The organism is Pantoea stewartii subsp. stewartii, from assembly GCF_008801695.1.
In the GTDB taxonomy this organism is placed as follows: Bacteria; Pseudomonadota; Gammaproteobacteria; order Enterobacterales; family Enterobacteriaceae; genus Pantoea; species Pantoea stewartii.
Genome location: NZ_VZPF01000065.1, coordinates 1 through 17,519, shown reverse-complemented (window position 1 = coordinate 17,519; position 17,519 = coordinate 1). Strand labels below are relative to the sequence as shown.

19 protein-coding genes, 3 tRNA genes and 3 pseudogenes are annotated in these 17,519 nt (G+C 50.5%); 18 read left to right on the top strand and 7 right to left on the bottom strand.

The window, feature by feature from the left end:
* The first annotated feature begins 11 nt into the window (after positions 1-11).
* Genes F7Q90_RS18165 through F7Q90_RS18140 form a run of 6 tightly spaced genes read left to right on the top strand, consistent with a single transcriptional unit; the run spans position 12 to position 4,113 of the window.
* A complete protein-coding gene (locus tag F7Q90_RS18165) occupies positions 12-668 on the top strand; it encodes a Gp138 family membrane-puncturing spike protein (RefSeq protein WP_006118756.1) in 657 nt (218 codons plus the stop codon).
* Entirely contained in the window at positions 665-1,018 is a 354-nt protein-coding gene (locus F7Q90_RS18160) for a hypothetical protein (protein WP_006118757.1), read from the top strand. The genes F7Q90_RS18165 and F7Q90_RS18160 overlap by 4 nt, the downstream gene beginning before the upstream one ends.
* Complete coding sequence (locus F7Q90_RS18155; RefSeq protein WP_006118758.1) at positions 1,018-2,217, top strand: baseplate J/gp47 family protein; 1,200 nt, start codon at positions 1,018-1,020, stop codon at positions 2,215-2,217. The genes F7Q90_RS18160 and F7Q90_RS18155 overlap by 1 nt, the downstream gene beginning before the upstream one ends.
* Positions 2,214-2,894, top strand: coding sequence for a DUF2612 domain-containing protein (locus F7Q90_RS18150; protein ID WP_006118759.1), 681 nt, complete (start codon positions 2,214-2,216; stop codon positions 2,892-2,894). The genes F7Q90_RS18155 and F7Q90_RS18150 overlap by 4 nt, the downstream gene beginning before the upstream one ends.
* Positions 2,894-3,685 carry a gp53-like domain-containing protein gene (locus F7Q90_RS18145; protein ID WP_006118761.1) on the top strand — a complete coding sequence of 264 codons (792 nt, stop codon included), beginning with the start codon at positions 2,894-2,896 and terminating at the stop codon, positions 3,683-3,685. The genes F7Q90_RS18150 and F7Q90_RS18145 overlap by 1 nt, the downstream gene beginning before the upstream one ends.
* Positions 3,685-4,113 (top strand): tail fiber assembly protein, encoded by a 429-nt coding sequence (locus F7Q90_RS18140; protein WP_044241800.1) that lies wholly within the window; start codon positions 3,685-3,687, stop codon positions 4,111-4,113. The genes F7Q90_RS18145 and F7Q90_RS18140 overlap by 1 nt, the downstream gene beginning before the upstream one ends.
* Positions 4,114-4,611: 498 nt before the next feature.
* Here F7Q90_RS18140 and F7Q90_RS18135 read toward each other — a convergent pair whose 3' ends face one another.
* From F7Q90_RS18135 to F7Q90_RS18120, 4 genes are all read right to left on the bottom strand, one after another.
* Positions 4,612-5,076, bottom strand: a complete 465-nt coding sequence (locus tag F7Q90_RS18135) for a hypothetical protein (protein WP_100208608.1) — start codon at positions 5,074-5,076, stop codon at positions 4,612-4,614.
* A complete protein-coding gene (locus F7Q90_RS18130) occupies positions 5,066-5,491 on the bottom strand; it encodes a hypothetical protein (protein WP_044241803.1) in 426 nt (141 codons plus the stop codon). Before F7Q90_RS18130 ends, F7Q90_RS18135 begins: the two co-directional genes overlap by 11 nt.
* Before the next feature lie 49 nt (positions 5,492-5,540).
* Positions 5,541-5,753, bottom strand: a complete 213-nt coding sequence (locus F7Q90_RS18125) for a hypothetical protein (protein WP_006118764.1) — start codon at positions 5,751-5,753, stop codon at positions 5,541-5,543.
* A gap of 203 nt (positions 5,754-5,956) precedes the next feature.
* Positions 5,957-6,205, bottom strand: coding sequence for a DinI-like family protein (locus F7Q90_RS18120; RefSeq protein WP_006118765.1), 249 nt, complete (start codon positions 6,203-6,205; stop codon positions 5,957-5,959).
* A 97-nt stretch (positions 6,206-6,302) separates the two neighbouring features.
* Here F7Q90_RS18120 and F7Q90_RS18115 point away from each other — a divergent pair, with 97 nt between their 5' ends.
* The 3 genes and pseudogenes from F7Q90_RS18115 to F7Q90_RS18105 all read left to right on the top strand — a co-directional run bounded on the left by F7Q90_RS18115 (position 6,303) and on the right by F7Q90_RS18105 (position 8,029).
* Complete coding sequence (locus tag F7Q90_RS18115; RefSeq protein ID WP_006118766.1) at positions 6,303-6,668, top strand: HumD family translesion DNA polymerase; 366 nt, start codon at positions 6,303-6,305, stop codon at positions 6,666-6,668.
* 180 nt (positions 6,669-6,848) lie between these two features.
* Positions 6,849-7,007, top strand: a pseudogene (locus F7Q90_RS18110) (TetR family transcriptional regulator C-terminal domain-containing protein); the annotation flags it as partial.
* 47 nt (positions 7,008-7,054) lie between these two features.
* Positions 7,055-8,029: pseudogene (locus tag F7Q90_RS18105) on the top strand (metal-dependent hydrolase).
* A gap of 39 nt (positions 8,030-8,068) precedes the next feature.
* Here F7Q90_RS18105 and cycA read toward each other — a convergent pair.
* Positions 8,069-9,463: a D-serine/D-alanine/glycine transporter gene (gene cycA, locus F7Q90_RS18100; protein ID WP_039341206.1), complete on the bottom strand. Its 1,395-nt coding sequence runs from the start codon at positions 9,461-9,463 to the stop codon at positions 8,069-8,071.
* Between the two features lie 285 nt (positions 9,464-9,748).
* On the opposite strand from cycA, the gene F7Q90_RS18095 reads away from it, so the two are divergent.
* The 3 genes and pseudogenes from F7Q90_RS18095 (at position 9,749) to F7Q90_RS18085 (ending at position 12,914) form a co-directional block, all read left to right on the top strand.
* Complete coding sequence (locus F7Q90_RS18095; RefSeq protein ID WP_006118770.1) at positions 9,749-10,444, top strand: extensin-like domain-containing protein; 696 nt, start codon at positions 9,749-9,751, stop codon at positions 10,442-10,444.
* 1,013 nt (positions 10,445-11,457) lie between these two features.
* Positions 11,458-12,181 (top strand): annotated as a pseudogene (gene sdiA, locus F7Q90_RS18090) (transcriptional regulator SdiA).
* A gap of 121 nt (positions 12,182-12,302) precedes the next feature.
* Positions 12,303-12,914, top strand: a complete 612-nt coding sequence (locus F7Q90_RS18085) for an acyl-homoserine-lactone synthase (protein ID WP_006118772.1) — start codon at positions 12,303-12,305, stop codon at positions 12,912-12,914.
* Between the two features lie 33 nt (positions 12,915-12,947).
* Here the strand turns inward: F7Q90_RS18085 and F7Q90_RS18080 are convergent, their stop codons facing one another.
* Positions 12,948-13,172, bottom strand: coding sequence for a DUF2594 family protein (locus tag F7Q90_RS18080; protein ID WP_006118773.1), 225 nt, complete (start codon positions 13,170-13,172; stop codon positions 12,948-12,950).
* 430 nt (positions 13,173-13,602) lie between these two features.
* Between F7Q90_RS18080 and uvrY the strand changes: the two genes are divergently transcribed.
* The 6 genes from uvrY to F7Q90_RS18050 all read left to right on the top strand — a co-directional run bounded on the left by uvrY (position 13,603) and on the right by F7Q90_RS18050 (position 17,181).
* On the top strand, positions 13,603-14,262 hold the full coding sequence (gene uvrY, locus F7Q90_RS18075) for a UvrY/SirA/GacA family response regulator transcription factor (protein ID WP_006118774.1): 660 nt from the start codon (positions 13,603-13,605) through the stop codon (positions 14,260-14,262).
* Positions 14,255-16,087, top strand: a complete 1,833-nt coding sequence (gene uvrC / locus F7Q90_RS18070; protein WP_006118775.1) for an excinuclease ABC subunit UvrC — start codon at positions 14,255-14,257, stop codon at positions 16,085-16,087. Before uvrY ends, uvrC begins: the two co-directional genes overlap by 8 nt.
* Positions 16,088-16,155: 68 nt before the next feature.
* Entirely contained in the window at positions 16,156-16,704 is a 549-nt protein-coding gene (pgsA, locus tag F7Q90_RS18065; protein WP_006118776.1) for a CDP-diacylglycerol--glycerol-3-phosphate 3-phosphatidyltransferase, read from the top strand.
* Between the two features lie 190 nt (positions 16,705-16,894).
* Positions 16,895-16,970, top strand: a tRNA-Gly gene (locus tag F7Q90_RS18060).
* Between the two features lie 40 nt (positions 16,971-17,010).
* Positions 17,011-17,084 (top strand) — tRNA-Cys (locus tag F7Q90_RS18055).
* A 10-nt stretch (positions 17,085-17,094) separates the two neighbouring features.
* Positions 17,095-17,181 (top strand) — tRNA-Leu (locus F7Q90_RS18050).
* Positions 17,182-17,423: 242 nt separating this feature from the next.
* On the opposite strand, the gene F7Q90_RS18045 is transcribed toward F7Q90_RS18050, so the two are convergent.
* Positions 17,424-17,519 (bottom strand): transposase domain-containing protein (locus F7Q90_RS18045; protein ID WP_151160719.1); only part of this gene is annotated, 96 nt, incomplete at its 5' end.

The window sequence follows — 17,519 nt, the reverse complement described above, 5'->3', positions numbered from 1 at the left end:
GAGAAAAGCAAATGACCGTATCCAGCCAGACCCGCAGCGGTGAACTCTCAGAGGTACTGAAAACTGAGCGCAGCGTGATCAACAATCAGTTGCGTGTAGCCTTGCCGGGAATTGTGCAGTCTTTCGATCCCAATACCGTCACAGCGGTTATTCAGCCTGCAATCCGTTATATCGAGCGAGACAGTAACGGAAACGAATCTACGCATGATTACCCGCTGCTTATGGATGTGCCTGTATATTTTCCGCGTGGTGGCGGCTGCACCATCACTTTCCCGGTTAAAGCTGGCGACGAATGCCTGGTGGTTTTTTCCGATCGCTGCATCGATTTCTGGTGGCAGAACGGCGGCGTTCAGGAACCCGTTGATCCGCGTCAGCATGACTTATCCGATGCCTTTGCTTTTATTGGCCCACAGTCACAGGCGCAGAAAATATCCGGCATCAGCACCACATCCGTGCAGGTTCGCACCGATGATGGCATCAGCTTTATCGAACTGATGCAAGGCGGAAACGTGAACATCACCACACCACTGCTTACAGTGAACGGCAACGTTCAGATCAACGGTACCGTGACATCAACCGGCGATCAGGTAGCGAAGGGCATCAGCCAGACCGGACACGTTCACTCTGGCGTGCAGTCGGGCAGCAGTCAGACAGGCGGCCCGCAATGAGATACCGACGCGAAGATGATGACGGCGACTATACGTTTGGCCGCGGCGATGACACCTGGCTGATTAACACACCCGAGGCGGTGGCGCAGGCTGTGAAAACGCGCTTCCTGCTCTGGTACGGTCAGTGGTTCCTCGATACAACGGCCGGCACCCCCTGGATACAGTCGGTGCTGGGTAAGCAGAAACCGGAAACCTACAACCTCGCCATACGTCAGCGTATTTTAGAAACTCAGGGCGTTAAGTCCATTCAGGCTTTTGACACCACCACGGATAGCACGACACGTCGCGTTGTCTTTACCGCCACCATCGACACCATCTACGGGACGACCACCGTTACAAGCGAGGCTTAATGGCTCTCAACCTAGACACGCTGGGGCTATCGGCAACGGTAACCGCCCAGGGCATCAGTGCGCCTGCTTATCAGACCATCCTCACGGCGATCACCGGCTATTTCCAGCAGATTTACGGCACTGATGCCTATCTGGATCCGGACAGTAAAGACGGCCAGATGGTGACGCTGGTGGCGCTGGCCATTCACGATGCGAACAACACAGCTATAGCAGTCTACAACTCATTTTCACCGTCTACCGGCATGAGCGATGCGCTTTCCCGCAACGTTAAAATCAACGGCATCACACGTCGCCCGGCCACGAACTCAACTACAGACCTTACGCTTGGCGGTGCGGCGGGTACGACGATTACCAACGGTTCGGTGAAGGACGCTAACGGCATAATCTGGAACCTGCCCGCAAGCATTACCATAGGTCCGGATGGTACCGTAATTGCCACCGGTACCTGTGCCGTGGCAGGTGCCGTTGCTGCGGTGGCAGGTTCGGTAAATAAAATTAACACGCCAACACGCGGATGGCTGAGCGTGACCAATGCGTCAGCGGCTACGGTGGGCAGCGCGGCAGAAAAGGATTCAGAGCTTCGCATCCGTCAGCGTCAGAGTGTTGCACTGCCCTCCCTGACGCCGTTCGAAGCACTTGACGGAGCTGTCGCTAGCATCACTGGTGTGACACGTCACAAACTTTATGAAAACGACACAGGCAACGTTGATGCAAACGGGCTGCCCGCACACTCCATCGCAGCCATAGTGGACGGCGGGGACGTCAACACCATCGCGAAGGTTATCCAGGGCAAGAAGGGGCAGGGCGTCGCAACGTTTGGCAGCACAGCCGTTTCCGTGCAGGACAGTTGGGGTAATCCGCACACGATCAGCTTTTCCCGCCCGGCACCGGTACCTGTTTTCGTTGCCATCGTGCTGAAGGTGTTCACCGGATACACCACCCAGGTGGGAAACGACATAAAGACCGCCATTGCAGCCTATATAAACTCGCTGAATATTGGCGATGACCTGTTGTTGAGCCGCGTTTATTCACCTGCAAACCTTGGTGTGGCAAGCGGTGGCGAAAGCCGGTATTACGATATTAACAGCCTGCAGATTGGGCGTTCAGCGGCAACGGTTTCACCAGCCAATATTGTGACGGCGTTTAACGAGGCGGTGTCCTGTTCGGTGGATAACATCACTGTCACGGTGGCGCCATGAGTAAATACAGCGACCTGATAACGAATTATCACCGTACCAAGCCACTTTTTACGCAGCATGTTGATTTATCCACCCGACCGCTTACAGATGCCGCCAGTGCTATGGAGGGATTGCTGACGGCCTTTGATATCGATCAGGCCGTGGGCGCACAACTGGACATCCTCGGAGAATGGATTGGCCGCAGTCGCACGGTGTCCGTGCCTATCTCAGGGGTTTATTTCTCCTTTGATACGGACGGTCTCGGCTGGGACCAGGGAATCTGGCAGGGGCCGTATGACCCCGACAGCGGATATACAGCACTCAGCGATGAAACCTACCGGATTATCCTCAAAGCCAAAATCGCCATTAACAACTGGGATGGTACCAACGGTTCGTTAAAAGGAATTCTGGATAACGCGCTGGCCGGTTCGGGCCTGACGATGCAGATCGTTGACGGGCAGGATATGACGGTCGGGCTGTGGGTTTTTCCTGAAAAGGATATCACCCTGGTATCGAGAGAACTCATTGCGGCCATTCGCCAGGGCTATCTGACTGTAAAAGCGGCGGGCGTTTATGCGGGCAGCATTCAAATACCCTCAGTTATCACACCGTCTGAGGGTAATACGTTTTTTGGATTCGATATGGATAACCAGTTTATATCGGGTTTCGACAGTGGTTCATGGGAGAAAAAACTCTGATGGCAGCAAATAATTTTAAATCCTTTGCGACCGGGGCGAATGCAAACGTTACGGCACAGGCTGATTACGAAAACCTGGCTGCGCTTGCAACCGGATTTCAGTCCGGTAAAGCATCATCAGCGCAGATCAACAAAGCGTTGCGGCAGTCCAGTTTTGTGGCTGCGGCAATCGCGCAGTACATGGCCAACAAGACTAACACCGATATTCTTGATAACGGTGACATAAATAATTTTATGAGTTTGTTAATCACCGCGCTGAAGGTTGATTTACAGGCAGCAAACGGGAACCTGAGTGCTCTCTCAGCTTTACAGTCAGGAGCAGACCAGCTGCCATATTTTTCAGGGGCAAGTGCAGCCTCACTGACAGCATTCACATCAGTCGCCCGCGATATCGTCGGTAAAAAGAGCGTTGCAGACCTGCTCACTTATCTGGGCATTGGATCAGCCGGGACACGTACTGTCGGAACAGGCCAGAACCAAATTCCTGACATGACTTACTGGCAAAGCAACGCTGGCTGGAGAAAAACACCTGACGGAGTTATTGAGCAGTGGGGAACTTCTGCGGCCACTACTGACACGGTCAGTGTAACTTTCCCGATCCAGTTCTCCTCGGCGGTTTACTGGATTGGTGAGCACGATACGGGAGGCGGTAACCGCCTGACGCTGTGGCAGCTAAACAGCATTACCGGAACGGGGTTTCAGGCCCGTAATCTTGGTTCAATCATTAAGGGCGACAACGCTGTTGAAGCATCCATATCGGCAAACTGTATCTGGTATGCAAGGGGTAAATAATGCAATACGTTTTTTCACCATCAACGAAGAGTTTTTATCTCACAGATCTGGAATCTGAATACCGTAAAAGTAATACCTGGCCCGATGACGGGATCGAGGTCTCAGATGAAGTGTTTGAGCAGTTCAGCGGGACACCGCCAGAGGGGAAAATGAGAGGGGCAGGGGCCGACTCAATGCCTGCATGGGTTGATTTGCCCCCTCCGACAAAGGAAGAATTAGTCGATACGGCTAACAATACCCGGTCGGCGCTAATCAGCCAGGCAAACAATTACATGAATTCACGTCAGTGGCCCGGTAAGGCGGCGCTGGGAAGGCTGAAAGGGGATGAGCTGGCGGCTTACAATACGTGGCTGGATTATCTTGATGCGCTCTACGCTGTCGATACCAGCAAAGCGCCGGATATCACCTGGCCGGTTAAGCCCACATAAGCACGAGCCCGGCGAGCCGGGTCTCTTTTTGAAAACGAGCCCATAGACCAACGCGAGAAACAACATTGCTGGCGTCATTGCGGTCAGACCAAAAAGCAGCAGATACCCGGTGAATTGTGTCATAGCTGCCTCACTGTTGTTGAGAAAATGAGGATAACAGCCAATAAGACTTGTCTGAAAACAGTTAAAAACGATCGATTTCAGGAGAATGATCGTTTTAACCGATCAATTGAAAGTCAGGCTGGATACTGAGAAGAAAAAAAGCCCGTCAAGGTGAGCGGGCAAACGCGAACATCTGAATTACACTACACAGGTTGGGTAAAGAGAGCGTTATTTTACATCCATGTAAAGCATTTCTCCCTGATAAAAAATTCTACCTGCGATGATGAATTGACGCCATGACATTGTAATCAAATCAGTTTTTCTTTTTTGGAAAGTTGGGGCGAAATGGTGATCGGAACCGAATGCATAAAAAACCCGGCGCTGTGGCCGGGCTTGTTAACTTGGATTATGGGCTGCGATTAATTCTACAATTCGGTACAGACCATAAATAACGCTGGGCAAACCTAAAACCCAAGCAGTTATAGCAATCCTTTGGTCTTTCAGCTTACCATCAAAACCAAGCGACTGTTTTTCAAGAGAGGAAGTCAGCTTCTGCGTCTGAAGTTCAAGGGCGGCTGTCAGTTTAGCTGACTGTAATTCAAGAGCAGACGTAAGCTTTGCGCCCTGCAAATCAATCTTAGAATCTAAGCGGACCATGCTTTCATTAAGGCGTGACAAAGTGGAGTCAATTGCTTCTACTTTCTTTTCAAGCTTCTCTAAGCGCTCAGCCATATTGCCTCCACCGCCATTTCCACCACCATGCTCAGATGATGGCTCATTATGATGATCTTGTCTATCAGCAACATCCTCTGGCGACCAAGCAGAGGTGCTGACTAATTTTACATAGTCCTTAGCTGGCACTTGAATCCTCCACACCCAATACATTAAACCAGAGACTCATGGCATCTACTGGTTTTGAGTCTCTAATCACATCCAACAACTCGCAAGTAAATCGATGACTCCCATTTAATGATGGCTCAAAATAATAACTTGCTGTCAAAAAGGATGACCTTTTGATTGGGTCTATATGGTCGCCAGGTATTGCTTCCAGTGTTGATGAGATTGTTACCTCATCGCCATTTGGGCTAGATAGCTTAAGATTTACAAAATAGGGCGAACCGGCGTTTAGCTCAAGAAAAGATATTCCAACACTCATAGCTATGATTCCATCATCCCTAACTGAGAAGTTAAGAACTGGCGATCGCGCCCCTTCAAGATTGAACTTCGCAGGAAACATAAAAGCTATTTTTCCTGAAGGTATAGTCAACTCTCCCATTCGAGGAGCTCCATTCTGATAGTTCCTAGCCAAACTCCTGTCCCGGACACTAATCACCGGTAATGCGCTGCTTCATCTCGCGCTCGTGTTTGAAATAGTCAACACCACAATCTGCAGAGCAGAAGGCGGTTTTGTCCACAACCGGCTCATCCTTGCACCAGATGCATTTTCCGTCTGGGCTGACCGGGCTTTTCTTACGGTTTTCCAGTGCAGCAGCGATGATCGCCTGTTCCAGTTGCTGGGCCAAATCTACTTCATCCATAATCACTTCCTGTCAGTATGGTTGGTGAAAAGCTGGCATTCTAATTCTGGAAAAGGGCGTAGTACAGTAAACAGGCGAAAAAAAGCCCGCTAGTGGGCGGGCAAGCATACACAGCAATGAAACAAACATGGATTGCCCCTGCGGGCATTGGGTAGAACGTTACAAATCTAGGTCAGTATTGCACTTTCGTCAAACCAAACTCCTTACTTTGCAAACCACTCGTCCGCAGATTCCCACGCCTCCTGCACAACCTTTTCAACGTGAGCCTTGTCGCCTTCCTTGTCCTGCGAACGCCGAACTGAAAGGCCGTCATTGCTGGCTGACTTCACGATCACCTCTAAATCCCCATACTTCTTCCCCAGCCTCTTTATCAGTTCATCCCGCAGCGCATCTACCGAACCCTTTGGCATAGCTTTTACTTTCTCTTTCGCAATGGTCACTTCAACAATCATGATCACCTCGCCTTTCTGCTGACTGAAAATGTACTGGATGGATTTACAGTGTATTTATATACTGTGTTTTTATCCAGTTCAACAAAAGAGATAGTTTATGGGTTTCCCGTCCCCGGCGCAGAACTACGTAGAAAGTCGCATCGACCTGAACAAACAGCTCGTCAGGCATCCGCAAGCTACATTCTTTATCAAAGCCGATGCGCAGTACCCCGAACAGGGCATACTCAAAGGCGCAATGCTGGTGGTTGATTCCTCTGTAAAGCCTGTGCATGGTTCTCTGGTAGTGGCATCGCCGGAAGATGAAATGAAGCTGTGCCGGGTTCAGTTGCGCCCGCTCCCCGCGCTGATTTCAGTGAACAGTAACGAAGTGCTCTGGACGTTTTCAGAGCCTGATTTTGATGAACGATCAGAGATATTCGGCGTGGTGACTTACGTGATTAATTCTGTGTCGCTGGCTCGATGATTCAATAGGAGGCTTTAGGCTGTAGCAGGATTTGGCGTGGGGCACTCTTGGGGCATGAATGGGGCATAAACTTATGGCAAAGTTCGGCGAAGTTCATAATCAAGCCTGAGAAAACCTATGTCCAACCGATTTAAATCGGCGCTCCTGGACGTTCTTGGTTGATTTTTACTAAAGTTAAATCATCTGATCTTTATGCTGTGGGCGACGACACAGCATTATGCTGACTTTGCCAGCCAGGTCGAAGCGATCACGGGGAATCAGCTCAGCAATCCTGTTTTCTTCGAGGAAACGGTGGAGAACGTTCAGCGCATTATTATTGAAGGCATTCGCGTTCGTTAATAAAACGCGATCAAACTCAGCCCTGTAACAGACAAGGGAGTGGCGTGATGGATTCTGTTTCACAATGTGTTCTGGGCGCATCCGTGGCGCTGGCTGTGATGGGGCGGCGCGTACCTGCCTGGCAAGCCGCGGCGGTAGGTGCAATCAGTGGCACATTGCCCGATCTGGATGTGTTTATCGACCACGGTGATGCTATCCGCAACATGACGCTGCACCGGACTGAAAGCCATGCCTTACTCTATCTGACGTTGTGTTCACCGTTGCTCGCCGCGCTGGTCGCGCGGCTGTTCAAATCCGGCGTGACATGGCTCGCCTGGTGGCCTGCTATTTGGCTGGCGCTGATCACGCATCCCCTTCTTGATTTGATGACAGTCTATGGCACTCAGCTTGGGCTGCCTCTCACCGATCATCCTTATGCGATTGGCAGCATGTACATCGTCGATCCGCTTTATACGTTGCCGCTTATCATCGGGCTCTGTGTCGCTTTGTGGCGGCGTAACAGACGGGGATTACGCTGGAATCACGCGGGGCTGGCACTCAGTACCGGCTACCTCGCCTGGAGTATGGTCATTCAGCAGGTGGCTGATGAACACATTAAACACTCACTCGAACAGCAGGGGGTGGCGACTGACAAGGTGTTGGTCACCCCAACGGCATTCAATACGCTGGTCTGGCGCAGTGTCATCATTACGCCTGACCGCTATGGCGAGGCTTACTGGTCTTTGCTGTCGCCTGCTCGTCCTGTTACGGTAACGTGGCGGCCGCGTCATCCTGAGCTATTCGTCCCGTTTAAAGGAAACTGGCTGGCAGAACGTGTTGCCTGGTTCAGCCATGGCTTTTATGCCATGGATGAGCGTGACGAGCAGGTCACCATTGCAGATTTGCGCATGGGTGAAGGGAGCCATTACACGTTTACGTTTGGTTTGGGCACGGCGGAAAGCCCTGATTTGTAGCCACAGCGCCTGCCGTCTGGTGAACGGGCCCTGCGCCGCGGCGTCAGTCGTATACTTGAGCGGTTATAAAAAAGCCCGACGTGCGTCGGGCTTTTCTCAGTCTCTATATCAACGACGCGTGCGTCGACGCAGTTGCCAGCCTGCGGCGAGCAGGATAAACCACAACGGCGTGACCATGAGCGCCTGTCGCGTGTCTTCCTGCAGTGTAAGCAGCACCAGTATAAAGACAAAAAACGCCATACATGCCCAGCACATGAATTTGCCTAAAGGCATTTTAAATGTCGAGGCGGCATGACGTTCCGGAAATTTTTTGCGATATGCAAGGTAACTGCACAGGATAATGGTCCACACAAACATAAACAGAATGGCAGACACGGTGGTCACCAGCGTAAAGACCGTCATCACATTCGGGATCAGGTAAATCAGAGCCACACCACACAGCAGGCAGAAGCAGGAAAAGAACAAGCCGGTCGTGGGCACCGCGCGTGACGATAAACGACCAAAAGCACGGCTGGCAACGCCCTGCTGCGACAGACCATACAGCATGCGGCTGGTGGAGAAAATACCGCTGTTGGCTGAGGATGCCGCCGACGTCAGGACCACGAAGTTAACAATGCTGGCCGCAGCTGGCAGGCCAATGAGCACGAACATTTCCACAAACGGACTGCGATCGGCCATCACTTCGGTCCACGGGGTAACGGACATAATCACCAGCAGCGCCAGAACATAGAACATAATGACGCGCAGCGGAATGGCATTAATGGCCCGCGGTAAAACCCTGTGCGGGTCATGCGTTTCGGCCGCCGCTGTGCCCACCAGCTCGATACCGACAAACGCAAAGACGGCGATCTGGAATCCGGCAAAGAATCCGCTCAGTCCTTTCGGGAAAAGCCCCCCGTGATCCCAGATATTACTCAGTGCAGCGGTGCCACCACCCGGCGACGGGTAATGAATGGACACCAACACAATGCCGGTAATGATCAGCGCGACAATCGCCACGATCTTGATGATGGCAAACCAGAACTCCATCTCGCCAAATAATTTCACCGTGGCAATGTTTAAGGCCAGGAAAACAAAAACACATAGCAGTGCGCTCATCCAGATCGAAAAGCCGGGAAACCAGAGCTGGAAGTAGGCGCTTATAGCCACCACGTCGGCAATGCCGGTAACAACCCAACAGAACCAGTATGTCCAGCCGGTGAAGTAGCCGGCCCAAGGGCCCAGTAAGTCAGCCGCAAAGTCGCTAAAGGATTTATACTCAAGATTCGACAGCAGTAATTCGCCCATTGCCCGCATGACAAAAAACAGCATGAAGCCGATGATCATGTAAACGAAAATGATCGAAGGTCCTGCCAGACTAATTGTTTTACCCGAGCCCATGAACAAACCGGTGCCAATCGCACCGCCAATAGCGATGAGCTGGATGTGTCGGTTATGAAGATTACGTCGCAGCGTGTCATCGCCCTGTGAGCTCGCCTGCGTTTGAGTAGATTGATCAACCATGAAAGTGTCTTTCCTGTCTTGATGTTGTGTCAGCTCTGGTGGCTGTTGAGAATACCGGATTGCCGGGAGCAATTTGGCATAAGATAGTGGAAGTGTTAATGAAAACGGTAATTGTTTTTTAACAATATCGGACAACGCTGGCATTAAAACGGCGCTTTCACTTAACGTTGGCGATTTTTACGTCAGATTAGGTAATATTTCATCACCCTGTGTCATCTTTTAAGCGTATCCTGCCGTGTGCTTCTACACTAACTCCGTACAGCTTCTTTCAGCTACAGAGGTTCTATGCGCACACTTGTTCTGCTTATCATCATGACCGGAGTGGGGTGGATGAGTTTGCCATGGTTAAAACAGCACCTTCCTGCGCAATTTAATCCCTTTACGCCACTCTCTGTAACGGATCCGCCGGGCTGGATGACGCGATTAAAACTCAAAAGACTGCAAACTGATCCCGCCGCCTGTCTTGACGTGATGCAGCGTGCACAGCAGGCCGGCGTTGTACGTTTCAGTCAACGGCCGGCGGTGACAGGGGCCTGTCCGTTGTCCGGCCCCCTCAGGCTGCAAAATTTTGGGCCCGTCTCGCTCAGCAGCAGTTTCCTCGCCAGTTGCCCAATGGCCGTTGCGGCTACAATGTACGTGGCTTACAGCCGCGAGCAAATGTTACTTCTGTCTGGCAGTGATCTGACCCGAATTGAACATGTCGGAAGTTATGCCTGCCGCAACATCTATCATCAGGCCACCGGACGGCTGAGTGAACATGCCAGCGCGGATGCCTGGGATATTACCGCCTACCAGCTTGCTAACGGCGAGCGGTTGGTGCCAGGAAAAAACTGGCAACAACCTGGCCAGAAATCACTATTACTTCATGCATTATGGCGATCGGGTTGTAACTTTTTTGGTAATGCGCTTGGGCCTGATTATAATCGCGCGCATGCTACACATTTTCATCTGGGCATGCGGGGGGCGGGTTATTGCAGGTGAGATTAACCTTTACTTTCACCGTAAAACTGTGTCGTGGGTTTAATATTATTTTCTTCTGTTCTGCTTTTTTACCGTTTTAAAAAGGGTGTCACATCTGCTTATTTTTTCTCATGGCGTCAGTGTTATTTAAATCATTCACCCGGTGTTATCACCGTTCATTGCCTGCTAAATGACCAAATTGAGAGAGTATACTGCATTATTATTACCTGACTGGGTGAATAATGCCGTTTTAACAGGGCGATAAATTTGAGTTATCTGTACATAAATAAAGGAGGATGACAGTGTCGTTAAATAATTATTTTTCTCTTTTCAGATGCGTTATTTATTAAATAAGTTATCTGTACAAGCCCGCACCAGGCCAAAATGACAGCGGTCACAGGTCTGCGCCATCCGCCAGGCGTCTTGCCTGTAAAGACGGGTAGTGCCGTTATGCTGGCCGTTCAACAGGCCTTGTACGGCCGTCTGCCCTACGACGCAGAGCCATAAGCCATCTTTTGTAGGACCAAAAGATCCGGGTAAAACGCGTACCAGAAAAGGGGTGCTTTCCCTGCATGACTGCAGAAAACATGCGGCGGTTATTGTCTGAAAAAGACATGGTGTTTTACAAGATATGATCTGCGTTTTTTTTCAGCATAATAGGTTGCCGGGCGCAACTTATCGAGTGAGATTTGTTGATCATGGCTATGGCTTTGTTGAATAATAGGTAATCATTCTGTTTTGTCTGCACTGTTTTGGGGCTTTGTTGAATAAATGGATTTTATGCTGTGGTACTATGAAAACGGTTGTTTCAGATAACATAAAATCAATGCATTACATGCTTGCGTATGACGGTGTTCTGTCTGGCATCAGCGTTTTCTACCAAAACAGTGCAGACAAAACAGAATGATTACCTATTATTCAACAAAGCCCGCCAGAATGAAAATAATGCTTTTTATGACGTCGCAACAAAGAGTAAATTAATTACATAACGTGTTAATCAGAAATACCCGGCAAGTTGTTGAATTTGAGGCAATATGATAGGTGAAGATTATTTTTCCTGGCGTGAAAATGTCGAACAGCACTTTCAGGTATTAACGGCAGCTCCGCAATTAAAGGGGCTTTTACAGGATTATATCCAGTCACTGGGCTTCGATTTTTTCGCTTTTTTTATCCAGCATCGCGTTCCTTTTACGCGTCCGCGAGTTTATTTGCATGATACTTACCCCGAAGCGTGGATTAAACGTTATAAGGAACGGAATTATTATGCCATTGACCCCGTGTTGCAGCGCTGCCTGCGTGCTGGAAAGGGGGTGGAATGGACACCTGAACTCTTTTGCTCGGCGAAGGAAATGTGGCAAGAAGCGGGTAATTTTGGGCTGCTGAGCGGATTTTCTTGTTCTGCAATGGCGTCAAATCGAGCCGTTGGTATATTATCTATAGGTTCGCATCGTCCCTTTATTACTGACTGTCGGCAAGTGGAGCTGGAGGTAAAGTTGCACTTCCTCGCCGAGCAAAGCTTGTGCTTACTTGAACGCTTCAATGATGAAGCGCTGATGGTTCAGGGAAATGATTTCAGCCAGCGTGAGCTGGAAATTTTGAAATGGACCGCAGAGGGAAAAACCTCTCAGGAAATTTCACTTATTTTGTCGATTTCTGAACACACCGTAAATTTTTACCAAAAAAATATGAAAAAAACGTTTTAATGTTTCCAATAAAACGCAGATTGCCTGCTATGCCGCAGCAATTGGTGTGATTTAAAAGAAAAGCAACTGCCAACTTTAGTAGTTCCTTACCTGAAGGGACTTCTCTACCCTGCGCGGGTGCGCTTTTGGCAGGCGCAAAGAAATCATTGCAAACATGGGGATGTCAGAGGCGCATGATGAAAATAGTTCAAACGCAGTTAAAGGATATGCCATCCTCTTTGCTTGCCGAACTTGGCAGCTACCGTTACAGCGTGTTTGCGCGGGGTGAAGGCTGGTCGATTCCACCGCGTCTGAGTACACCAGGGCAAGAATATGACCGGTATGACCGCTCTGATGTGACCTGGTTAATCGCCTGGAGCGTGCGAAGCGGCATTAGCGGCTGCGCCCGCCTGATGCCCTGGACGGAACCCGAGCAAACGGAAGGCATTGTTTTGCCGTTCGATCATGAAAAGGTCTGGGAAATGTCCCGCTTCTCTGCACGACTGGAAGTGGATCCTGAGCTACCGCTCAATATTCTGTGGCATGCGGTACAGCTGGCGGAGCTAAACGGCATTGAATGCATTATCAGTTCGGCTACGCCGATGCTGGAAAAAATGTTTGAAGAACATCAGGTCGTCTATGAACCTCTGACGCCGGGTTTAATTCTGTCAGAGGATAATCTCTTTGCCATCCGTATTCCCGTCAGTCAACCTGCGCTGGCAGAGAAATACCGTGGTACGCGGCGTTTCAGCCCGGAAGAGGTGCTGCCTTCACTCGGCGTGTCCGTTAACTGGCATTCGAACGGTTAGCGCGCTGCCCCCGGGCGGGGGCTGCACAAGCCATTACTGGCGATAAGCCGCTTTGATTTGTTTAATGGTGTTACTGAACACGTCTGCCTGCGGCTTTTCGCCCAGTGTTTTCACATAACGTTCCATATTAATGATTACTTTTCCGGCATCAGCCTGGCCCATCCCTTTCAGGATCAAAGTAATCATCATCTTAAGGCAAGCCACTTCATCAGATAATTTTTGCGTTTCCTGCGAGGTAGCGAAATCTTCATCGCTCATGAATTTCTCCTTGGTGATTAACATCGTCTCTACAATCTTTACGCGCAGCAATCGGTGAGTATATCACACGAAAGACCACTTGCTGTTAGCGTGGGCAACGCAGGCTGTTTAACTATGTCAGTTCAGTCATATTAATTAATCACGGATGTGAATAGTAGCTGACGAGATCGTCGCAGTTTGGTAAAAATCTCATAAATACAATATCGTCTGATTGTTGTAACTGTTTGATAAAACATTTTTTTTACATTATGCAGGCTGTCATGTCTGTTCCTGCAGGCGTAAACAAGAACAGAGCCAGGTTGCATGAAGATAAAACACTGACGCGATCTGACCTGCCACTTTGTATCTGTGCTTTTAATGCAAAAACAGGTATGATTGCCGCTTGCAATCGTTAAATGCTACCTCTTTATTAGCTGCGGAGTGCTTCGCGTTGATCACTGTCCTTCTTGTCGATGACCATGAGCTGGTACGTGCCGGCATCCGCCGTATTCTTGAAGATATCAAAGGTCTGGTGATCGCTGGCGAAGCGTGTTGTGGCGAAGATGCAGTTAAGTGGTGTCGGGCTAATCAGGTTGACGTCATCTTAATGGACATGAATATGCCGGGTATCGGTGGGCTGGAAGCCACGCGCAAAATTGTGCGCTACAACCCGGATATCAAAATTATTATGCTGACGATTCACACTGAAAACCCGCTGCCTGCCAAAGTGATGCAGGCCGGTGCGGCAGGTTATCTGAGTAAAGGTGCCGCGCCGCAGGAAGTGGTGAACGCGATTCGTTCGGTTAAGGCCGGCCAACGCTACATTGCCTCGGACATTGCTCAGCAAATGGCGTTAAGCCAGATTGAGCCGCAAAAAGCCGAATCTCCCTTCAGCTGTTTGTCGGAAAGGGAATTGCAGATTATGCTGATGATCACCAAAGGACAAAAGGTGACGGAAATTTCCGAGCAGCTGAATCTCAGTCCTAAAACCGTTAACAGCTACCGCTACAGAATGTTTAGTAAGCTGAATATCAGTGGCGACGTAGAGTTAACGCATCTGGCCATCAGACATGGCCTGTTCAATGCGGAGCCATTAATCAGTAGTGAGTGACCTCTTTAATCCCAAAAATTTTCTCAGTACGGTCACCAGCGAGCCAGGTGTTTACCGGATGTACGATCTGTCCGGAACGGTTATCTATGTCGGCAAAGCGAAAGATCTGAAAAAGCGACTGACAAGCTACTTTCGCACCCAGGTGGGTAGCCGAAAAACCGAAGCGCTGGTAAGTAACATCCATCACATTGATGTCACCGTAACCCACACTGAAACCGAAGCGTTGTTGCTTGAGCATAATTACATCAAGCTTTATCAACCGCGCTATAACGTTCTGTTGCGTGACGATAAATCCTACCCCTACATTTTTCTGAGTGGCGACACACACCCGCGTCTGGCAATGCACCGGGGCGCTAAGCACGCCAAAGGGGAGTATTTCGGTCCGTTTCCTAATGGTTATGCGGTAAGAGAAACGCTGGCGTTGCTGCAAAAGGTCTTTCCGATACGGCAATGTGAAAACAGCGTTTACCGCAACCGCACGCGCCCCTGTTTGCAGTACCAGATTGGCCGCTGTCTTGGCCCTTGCGTGGCAGGGTTGGTCAGTGAGGAGGAATACGCCCAGCAGACAGATTACGTCAGACTGTTTTTAGCGGGCAAAGACGATCAGGTGCTGAATCTGCTGGTGACGCGCATGGAAGAGGCCAGTCAGTCACTGCGCTTCGAAGACGCGGCCCGGCTGCGCGATCAGATTCAGGCCGTCAGACGCATTACCGAGAAGCAGTTTGTCTCTAATCAGGGCGACGATCTGGATGTGATTGGCGTTGCCTATGACGCCGGAATGGCGTGTTTGCATGTCCTGTTTATCCGCCAGGGGAAAGTACTGGGAAGCCGAAGCTATTTTCCCAAAGTGCCCGCGGATACGGACCTGGCTGAAGTCGTCCAGACCTTCGTCGGGCAGTTCTATTTGCAGGGCAGAGAAATGCGCACCTTGCCCAGCGAGATTTTACTCGATTTCACTTTGCCCGGACGTGAGTTGCTAGCAGACTCATTGACAGAATTAGCAGGTCGCCGGGTAAACATTCAAAGTAAACCCCGCGGCGATCGCGCGCGTTACCTCAAGCTGGCTCGGACCAATGCCGGTTCGGCATTAAAAACGCGTCTGTCGCAGCATTCCACGATTCATCAGCGCCTCACCGCGTTGGCCGAATTTCTCAAACTGGAGAAGATTGGCCGCATGGAGTGTTTTGACATCAGTCATACCATGGGTGAACAAACCATCGCTTCCTGCGTCGTGTTTGATCAAAACGGCCCGCTTCGCGCTGACTACCGCCGTTATAACATCACCGGCATCACACCTGGCGATGACTATGCGGCCATGAATCAGGTGCTACGCCGCCGTTATGGCAAAGCGATTGAGGAAGAAAAAATTCCCGATGTGATCCTGATAGATGGGGGCAAAGGTCAGCTGGCACAGGCAAAACAGGTGTTTGCAGAGCTGGACGTGCCCTGGGATAAATCCCGCCCCATTTTGCTGGGCGTTGCAAAGGGCACTGATCGTAAAGCCGGTCTGGAAACCTTATTTTTCGAGCCAGAAGGCGAGGGCGTTTCTCTGTCACCCGATGCGCCAGCGCTTCATGTCATTCAGCATATTCGTGATGACGCTCACAATCATGCAATTTCAGGGCACCGTAAAAAACGGGCCAAAGTCAAAAACACCAGCGCACTGGAAAGTATCGAGGGCGTGGGACCAAAACGGCGACAGCAGTTGCTCAAGTACATGGGCGGCCTGCAACCGTTGATGAATGCGTCGGTCGAGGAGATCGCCAATGTGCCCGGTATATCGCATGCGCTGGCGGAAAAAATCTACTACTCGTTGAAACACTAGCATTGAAACAGGGGGGGCAATGTAGGAACATACGTTAAACACCACCCAATCCAGACAGTTACCAGCATATGCAATTTAACATTCCGACCTGTCTTACCCTGTTTCGCGTCGTTCTTATTCCGTTCTTTGTGCTGGCTTTCTATCTGCCTTTCCACTGGGCGCCCTTTGTTACCGCGTTGATTTTCGTTGTTGCCGCCGTGACCGACTGGTTCGATGGCTTCCTGGCTCGCCGCTGGAAGCAGACAACCCGCTTTGGTGCGTTTCTCGATCCGGTGGCGGATAAGGTGATGGTGGCCATTGCTTTGGTACTGGTTGCGGAATATTTCCATGCCTGGTGGATCACGCTGCCCGCTGCCACGATGATCGCCCGTGAAATTATTATTTCAGCCCTGCGCGAGTGGATGGCAGAGATAGGTAAACGGAGCAGCGTTGCGGTTTCCTGGATCGGTAAAGTGAAAACCACCGCGCAGATGTTTTCGCTTTTTGCTCTGCTGTGGCGTCCGGACAGTATGGTGGTCGGTGTTGGCGTGGTCGCGCTGTACATTGCTGCGGTGCTGACGTTCTGGTCCATGTTCCAGTATTTAAGCGCTGCCAGAGGCGATTTGCTCGAACCGTGATCGATGCGATTCAAAAAGCAGCAAACGGACGCAATGTGGGGATAATTTTATTGACTCACCGCGTCATCTCAGTAGAATGCATCGCATCGAACGGCAGCACAGCTGCAGAAGCTAAGAAAAATCAGTAAGTTCGATAAAACGTAGTAAAGTCTGACCCTTCAGCAGCGAGTTATCTGAACGGTAGGATGATGCGGGAATAGCTCAGTTGGTAGAGCACGACCTTGCCAAGGTCGGGGTCGCGAGTTCGAGTCTCGTTTCCCGCTCCAAATTCGCAGGCCAGGCAATCCTGGCGGCAAATCGGTTTTAGGCGCGTTGGCAGAGTGGCTATGCAGCGGATTGCAAATCCGTGTACCTCGGTTCGACTCCGGGACGCGCCTCCAGTTATACCTCGCCCGGGTGGTGAAATCGGTAGACACAAGGGATTTAAAATCCCTCGATCGTAAGGTCGTGCGGGTTCAAGTCCCGCCCCGGGCACCATATTGAAACACCAATAAAATCAAGTCGTAGCAATGTCTTTTAAGCCGCCTCTTTGGGCGGTTTTTTGTTTTTATAAGCCCTTCCTGCTATGTCATTTCTGATTCTGGTCTCAGGCTCCTGTTAAACCCCTTTCTCCCTTTGCCGTTTGTCTCCTCCTGTGCTGACCTGACGCTGTTTTTTATAACATGCCACGTCTGGCAATCCAGCAATCCGTAAGCGTCGCATTCAGACCGTATTGACGTTCAGGCAGAGGGAAGCTCGACCTTCCATGGCAGCAGATCGCGGACCCGGTTCACCGGCCAGTCCTGTATATGACCGATGACGTAACGCAACCACGT

Bases quoted from the DNA above. Each gene is read 5' to 3' on its own strand.
- F7Q90_RS18085 (WP_006118772.1), top strand. From the start codon at position 12,303: ATGAAAATAGTTCAAACGCAGTTAAAGGATATGCCATCCTCTTTGCTT.
- pgsA (WP_006118776.1), top strand. From the start codon at position 16,156: ATGCAATTTAACATTCCGACCTGTCTTACCCTGTTTCGCGTCGTTCTT.
- F7Q90_RS18095 (WP_006118770.1), top strand. From the start codon at position 9,749: ATGCGCACACTTGTTCTGCTTATCATCATGACCGGAGTGGGGTGGATG.
- F7Q90_RS18080 (WP_006118773.1), bottom strand. From the start codon at position 13,172: ATGAGCGATGAAGATTTCGCTACCTCGCAGGAAACGCAAAAATTATCT.
- F7Q90_RS18125 (WP_006118764.1), bottom strand. From the start codon at position 5,753: ATGGATGAAGTAGATTTGGCCCAGCAACTGGAACAGGCGATCATCGCT.
- F7Q90_RS18120 (WP_006118765.1), bottom strand. From the start codon at position 6,205: ATGATTGTTGAAGTGACCATTGCGAAAGAGAAAGTAAAAGCTATGCCA.
- cycA (WP_039341206.1), bottom strand. From the start codon at position 9,463: ATGGTTGATCAATCTACTCAAACGCAGGCGAGCTCACAGGGCGATGAC.
- F7Q90_RS18145 (WP_006118761.1), top strand. From the start codon at position 2,894: ATGGCAGCAAATAATTTTAAATCCTTTGCGACCGGGGCGAATGCAAAC.
- F7Q90_RS18130 (WP_044241803.1), bottom strand. From the start codon at position 5,491: ATGGGAGAGTTGACTATACCTTCAGGAAAAATAGCTTTTATGTTTCCT.
- F7Q90_RS18140 (WP_044241800.1), top strand. From the start codon at position 3,685: ATGCAATACGTTTTTTCACCATCAACGAAGAGTTTTTATCTCACAGAT.
- F7Q90_RS18160 (WP_006118757.1), top strand. From the start codon at position 665: ATGAGATACCGACGCGAAGATGATGACGGCGACTATACGTTTGGCCGC.
- F7Q90_RS18115 (WP_006118766.1), top strand. From the start codon at position 6,303: ATGGGTTTCCCGTCCCCGGCGCAGAACTACGTAGAAAGTCGCATCGAC.
- F7Q90_RS18165 (WP_006118756.1), top strand. From the start codon at position 12: ATGACCGTATCCAGCCAGACCCGCAGCGGTGAACTCTCAGAGGTACTG.
- F7Q90_RS18150 (WP_006118759.1), top strand. From the start codon at position 2,214: ATGAGTAAATACAGCGACCTGATAACGAATTATCACCGTACCAAGCCA.
- F7Q90_RS18155 (WP_006118758.1), top strand. From the start codon at position 1,018: ATGGCTCTCAACCTAGACACGCTGGGGCTATCGGCAACGGTAACCGCC.